4 protein-coding genes are annotated in these 5,129 nt (G+C 59.8%); 2 read left to right on the top strand and 2 right to left on the bottom strand.

Going from position 1 to position 5,129, the window contains the following annotated elements; genetic code table 11:
• Positions 1–301 precede the first annotated feature (301 nt).
• Together D8V06_RS27930 and D8V06_RS27925 are read left to right on the top strand one after the other, a co-directional pair.
• Positions 302–1,312: an extracellular solute-binding protein gene (locus D8V06_RS27930; protein WP_130903974.1), complete on the top strand. Its 1,011-nt coding sequence runs from the start codon at positions 302–304 to the stop codon at positions 1,310–1,312.
• A complete protein-coding gene (locus D8V06_RS27925; RefSeq protein WP_130932245.1) occupies positions 1,312–2,877 on the top strand; it encodes an iron ABC transporter permease in 1,566 nt (521 codons plus the stop codon). The genes D8V06_RS27930 and D8V06_RS27925 overlap by 1 nt, the downstream gene beginning before the upstream one ends.
• 96 nt (positions 2,878–2,973) lie before the next feature.
• Here D8V06_RS27925 and D8V06_RS27920 read toward each other — a convergent pair whose 3' ends face one another.
• Both D8V06_RS27920 and D8V06_RS30980 read right to left on the bottom strand, forming a co-directional pair.
• A complete protein-coding gene (locus tag D8V06_RS27920) occupies positions 2,974–4,908 on the bottom strand; it encodes a methyl-accepting chemotaxis protein (protein WP_056852379.1) in 1,935 nt (644 codons plus the stop codon).
• Positions 4,909–5,058: 150 nt separating this feature from the next.
• The coding region (locus D8V06_RS30980; protein ID WP_241667875.1) for a hypothetical protein at positions 5,059–5,129 on the bottom strand (71 nt) is incomplete at its 5' end.

The following is a 5,129-nucleotide window of genomic DNA, read 5'->3' as shown; positions in this document are numbered from 1 at the left end:
AGAAACCCGCGAAAGCGGGTTTTTGCGTTTCTGGCTTTCGAAAATCCCAAGCCAATACTTCCCTGTGACGAGGGAGCTTGCTCCCGCTGGAGTGCGAAGCGCTCCTCATCATTCCAACAGTTACACCGCACTCTCAGGGTTTACGACTGCTTCGCAGCCGAGCGGGAGCAAACTCCCTCGCCACAAAACTCGCCCCCGCCCTTCTAGCAAACACTCCTCAGACCCGAAAGACGCACATGAGAAACAATATCGTTTATCATTGTTGCAAGTTATTGCAATGCGACAGTGAGGAACCCTGCGAATGATGTTTCGAAATACCCTGCGCCGCGGCCTGAGCATTACCCTCCTCGGCCTGGCTCTCGCCTCCCCCCTCACCCAAGCCGCCGAACCAGTTTCCCTGACGCTCTACAACGGCCAACACAAAGAGGTCGGCGACGCCGTTGCCAAAGCCTTCGAGGCCAAGACCGGGATTCACGTCAATGTACGCAAAGGCAGCAGCAACCAGCTCGCCAGCCAGATCGTCGAAGAAGGCGACCGCTCTCCCGCAGACGTGATCTACACCGAAGAATCGCCGCCACTGAACAAACTCGGCGAGCAAGACCTGCTGGCCAAGGCTGACGATGCCACTTTGGCGGTTTTGCCCAAGGAATACGTGGCCGGCAATGGCACCTGGATCGGCGTCACTGCCCGGGTTCGCGTCGTTGCGTTCAACCCCAAGTTGATCGATGAAAAAGACCTGCCGACATCGGTGATGGAATTCTCCGATCCGAAATGGCAAGGCAAGGTCGGCTTCGTTCCCACCAGCGGTGCCTTCCAGGAGCAAGCGGTAGCGATCATCAAGGTGCACGGCATGGACGCAGCCGAAGAGTGGCTGACCGGTCTGCGCGCCTTCGGCAAGACCTACAGCAATAATATGGTCGCACTCAAAGCGGTGGAGAACGGCGAAGTGGCCACCGTGCTGGTGAACAACTATTACTGGTTCGCCTTGCAACGAGAAAAAGGCCAGCTCGATTCGAAACTGCATTACTTCACCGGCGGCGACGTCGGCGGACTGATCACCGTATCCAGCGCGGCCGTCATCAAATCCAGCAAACATCCAAAAGAAGCCCAACAATTGCTCGCCTACATGGCCAGCGAAGAAGGCCAGCGCGTGATCACTCAGACCACTGCCGAGTACCCGCTGCATAAAGGCATGGAATCGGATCGCGGCCTCAAGCCGTTCAGCGAACTGCAAGCGCCGAAAGTCACCCCTGCCGACCTTGGCAACGCCGAAGAAGCCCTGGATCTGGAACGTGATGTTGGCCTGAACTGATGAACGCGTCACTATCCGCCCTCACCCTACGCAGCGTTTATGTGCCACGGCGCAAGCGGCCGTCGATCTGGCTGTTGTTGCCGGTTTTGCTGCTGGTTGTGCTCAGCCTGCTGCCATTGGCCTATGTGGGACTCAAGGCTTGGCAAGCAGGCTGGGCCGAGGCGCTGCATCTGCTGTGGCGGCCGTATGTATTCGGTCTGCTGCGCAACACCCTGGCACTGATGGTCGGCGTGACGCTGGCTTGCGGCCTGATCGGTCTGTCGCTGGCATGGTTGCTGGAACGCAGCAATCTGCCAGGGCGACGGCTATGGGGCGTGATCCTGTGCCTGCCGTTCGCCGTTCCGGCCTTTGTCAGCAGCTTCACCTGGGTGTCTCTGAGCGCTCACTTCGAAGGGCTGGGCGGGGCGATTCTGGTGATGACGCTTTCCAAATACCCGCTGATTTTCCTTCCCGTTGCAGCGACCCTGCGCAATCTCGATCCCTCGCTGGAGGAGTCCGCCCGCACGCTGGGGCAGAATCGCTGGGGCGTATTTTTCAAGATCACCCTACCCCTGCTCTGGCCGTCACTGGTCGCTGGCGCCTTATTGATCGCATTGCACATGCTGGTGGAATTCGGCGCGCTGTCGATTATCGGCCTGCAAACCTTCACCACTGCAATCTATCAACAGTTCGAGTTGGAGTTCAGCAATGCCAACGCGGCGATGCTCTCCGCCGTACTACTGATCCTCTGCCTGGCGCTGTTATGGCTGGAGCTGCGTGTGCGCGGCAAAGGTCGACACGTGCGCACCGGCCAGGGTGCGGCGCGACGCGCTGAACAGGTTCGACTGGGGCCTTGGGCTGTGGCAGGCCAGCTTTATTGCCTGCTGCTGGCAATCGTCGGCAGCGGGATTCCGCTGGGCATGTTGGCTTACTGGTTGGCAGTCGGATCGTCGGCGGCCTTTCCAATGGCAGCCATCGGTGAAGCATTGCTGTCATCCCTCGCGCTGTCGCTGGGCGGCGCTGCGTTTTGCCTGGTGCTGGCGGTGCCGGTCGGCCTGCTGGTCGTGCGCCATAAGGGCCAACTGGCGATCTGGGCCGAGCGTTTGCCGTATCTGCTGCACGCCCTGCCGGGACTGGTCATTGCCCTGACCCTGGTGTATTTCGCCCTGCACTATGTGCCGATGCTGTACCAGACTTCGGCATTGCTGTTGATTGCCTATGCGCTGCTGTTTCTACCGTTGGCTCAGGCGCCGATCCGCACCGCCCTGAACAAGGCGGCACCGCAGCTGGAAGAGGCGGCGCGCACGCTTGGAGCTTCGTCATTCAGTGCGTTTTGTCGAGTGACACTGCCGATCATTTTTCCGGCGCTGGGTGCGGCGTTTGCGTTGGTGTTTCTTGATGCGATGAAGGAACTGACGGCGACCTTGCTGTTGAGTCCGACGGGGCTGAATACACTGGCGACGGAAGTCTGGGCGCATACCGCAAATGTGGAATTTGCCGCGGCGGCGCCTTATGCGGCGTTATTGATATTAGTGTCGGGGTTGCCGGTCTATCTGCTGACGACCCGGATGTATCTGAGTCGTTAAAACCGCCATCGCGAGCAGGCTCGCTCCCACAGGGAAACGCATTCCAATGTGGGAGCGAGCCTGCTCGCGATGACGCCAGACCATTCAACACAAACCCTAAGCCCTGAACTGTCCCAGGCTCGCCTTCAATTGTGCAGCCAACCCATCCAGCACCTTGCCGCTGGCGGTGGTTTCCACCACCGCCTGAGCCGCTTTCTCAGCCTGCGCATGAATCGTCTCGACCCGACCGCGCACTGCCTGCGCGCCCTTGGCCTGATGCGCTGCCGCCTGGGTTGCCAGACCGATCGCCGCATGCACCTGTTCCACCGAGGCCTGCACCGATTGCTGCAACCGCGCACTGTCGCGCAATACCAGTAGACCTTCATTGGCCTGACGCCCGGCCTGACCGATTGCCGCCACCGCCTCGCGCGCGCCTTGCTGCAACGCCACGATGTGTGCCTGGATATCGCCGGTGGAGCTTTGGGTCTTGCTCGCCAGTGCCCGCACCTCGTCAGCCACCACCGCAAAACCGCGCCCGGTCTCGCCGGCTCGCGCCGCTTCAATGGCAGCGTTCAATGCCAGAAGATTGGTTTGCTCGGCAATTCCGTGAATCACTGTCAACACCACTTCAATCTGCTCACTCTGCTGCGCCAGCCGTTCGATCACCTGTGCACCGGTATTGACCTGCCCGGCCAACTCTTCGATCAGGCTGCCGACCTTTGCCGACGTCCGAGTGTTCTCGTCGGTTGCCTGACGAATATCCACAACCTGTTTCAATGCCGCTTGCATGGCGTGGCTTTCCGACTGGGCTTCGTCAGCCATTTGCGACAAGGCCCGCAGACTTTCCGCGACCTCATCGCGCTGCATGCCCGCCGCAGCGTCGGCTCCGGCGTTGCGCAAGGTCATGGCACCGATTTCCACGCCGGTACGCTGAGCGACATCACCCGCTTCGCGCACGATTGGCTGCAACTTATCCACAAAGCGATTGACCGCCGAGGCCATGTCGCCGATTTCGTCCTTGCTGTTGATCTGCACACGCTTGGTCAGATCTCCTTCGCCCGCCGCCAGGTCATCCATGGCCACAATCAGCATTTTCAGGCGATTGACCACTCGACGCCCCAACACAACGGCCAGCAACAGCAAAACGCCAAACCCGACCACCGCAAGGCTCACCCCGATGCGCCAGCGCAAGGTCGACGCAGCTTCCTGCACAGTACTGGTGGTATTGGCTTTCATTTCCGAGGCCGTGGACTGCGCCGACTGCAAACGCGATCGCATGGCCGTCGCACTGTCGGCCGCCGCGCCTTTGAGGCTGTCGCCTACCAGCTGATCACCGCTGGCAATCAAAGCCGTGAAGCGTTTATCCAGCGCCGCCAGATCGGCTTCCACCGAGGCGGTCGAGACGCCCATCAGGACCTTGCCGATTTCAACGCCGTTAGGATTGATCGAGGCTTCGATGTAGAACACCGAAGGATCGTTCTTTGCCGCATCCAGCACCTTGTCCAGCGCACGCTCGCCCTGGCCCTTTTCCAGCAGCGCCTTGTTGATCGGGTTCTCGCGGTTGAGGTAGCGCGTCAGGTGCTGGCCCGTGGCGTCGTCATACACCACGAACAACACGTTGGGATTGCGCTGGGCACGACGGGCGAACTCAGACAGGGTAGGCACATCGTTGTCCCACATCGCACGAGGTGCGACGGAAGCCAGCAACTGCGCCATGTCGCTGGCGGAGTCCTTCAGGTCCTTTTCCAGCGTCGCACGCAACTGCGCCTGTTCGTCCTTCAATCGCGCGGACAAACCAGCGGTGAGGCGTTGACGTGTACTGGTGGAAAGGCTGTCCAGGCTCGACGTGACTTCACGCCCGGCCTGCTCCAGTTCAGCGGACAGTTTTTGACTGTCTGCACCCAATCGCACTCCGAGATCGGCTTCCAGCGCGGTTACCGTGCTCCGGGTAAGAGCAACGGCTACCAGCACCTGCACCAAAAGAGCGATACCAAGGGTAACGAACACAGGCCGCAACAAACGGCTTTGTAACAGTGAGAGAACGGCCGACACTTGAAATCCCTCTGCATAAGCGCCATTAAATTGATGGCACGCCGGAAGTGACGTTTTAAGCAAAGCTAATAGCAAAGGTCATGCCGTCCAACAGGCATAAACGACAAAGGCCCCTATTAAGGGGCCTTTGTGTTTTACATCAACGACTTATCAAGCGAACGGATGGCGCAGAACGATGGTTTCGTTGCGGTCCGGACCCGTCGAAATAATGTCGATCGGCG

Source organism: Pseudomonas sp. Sample_24, from assembly GCF_004307605.1.
Taxonomy (GTDB): domain Bacteria; phylum Pseudomonadota; class Gammaproteobacteria; order Pseudomonadales; family Pseudomonadaceae; genus Aquipseudomonas.
This window is presented reverse-complemented; position numbering and strand designations above follow the sequence as displayed.

Coding starts and splice junctions, on each gene's coding strand:
- D8V06_RS27930 (WP_130903974.1), top strand. CDS start 302: ATGATGTTTCGAAATACCCTGCGCCGCGGCCTGAGCATTACCCTCCTC.
- D8V06_RS27925 (WP_130932245.1), top strand. CDS start 1,312: ATGAACGCGTCACTATCCGCCCTCACCCTACGCAGCGTTTATGTGCCA.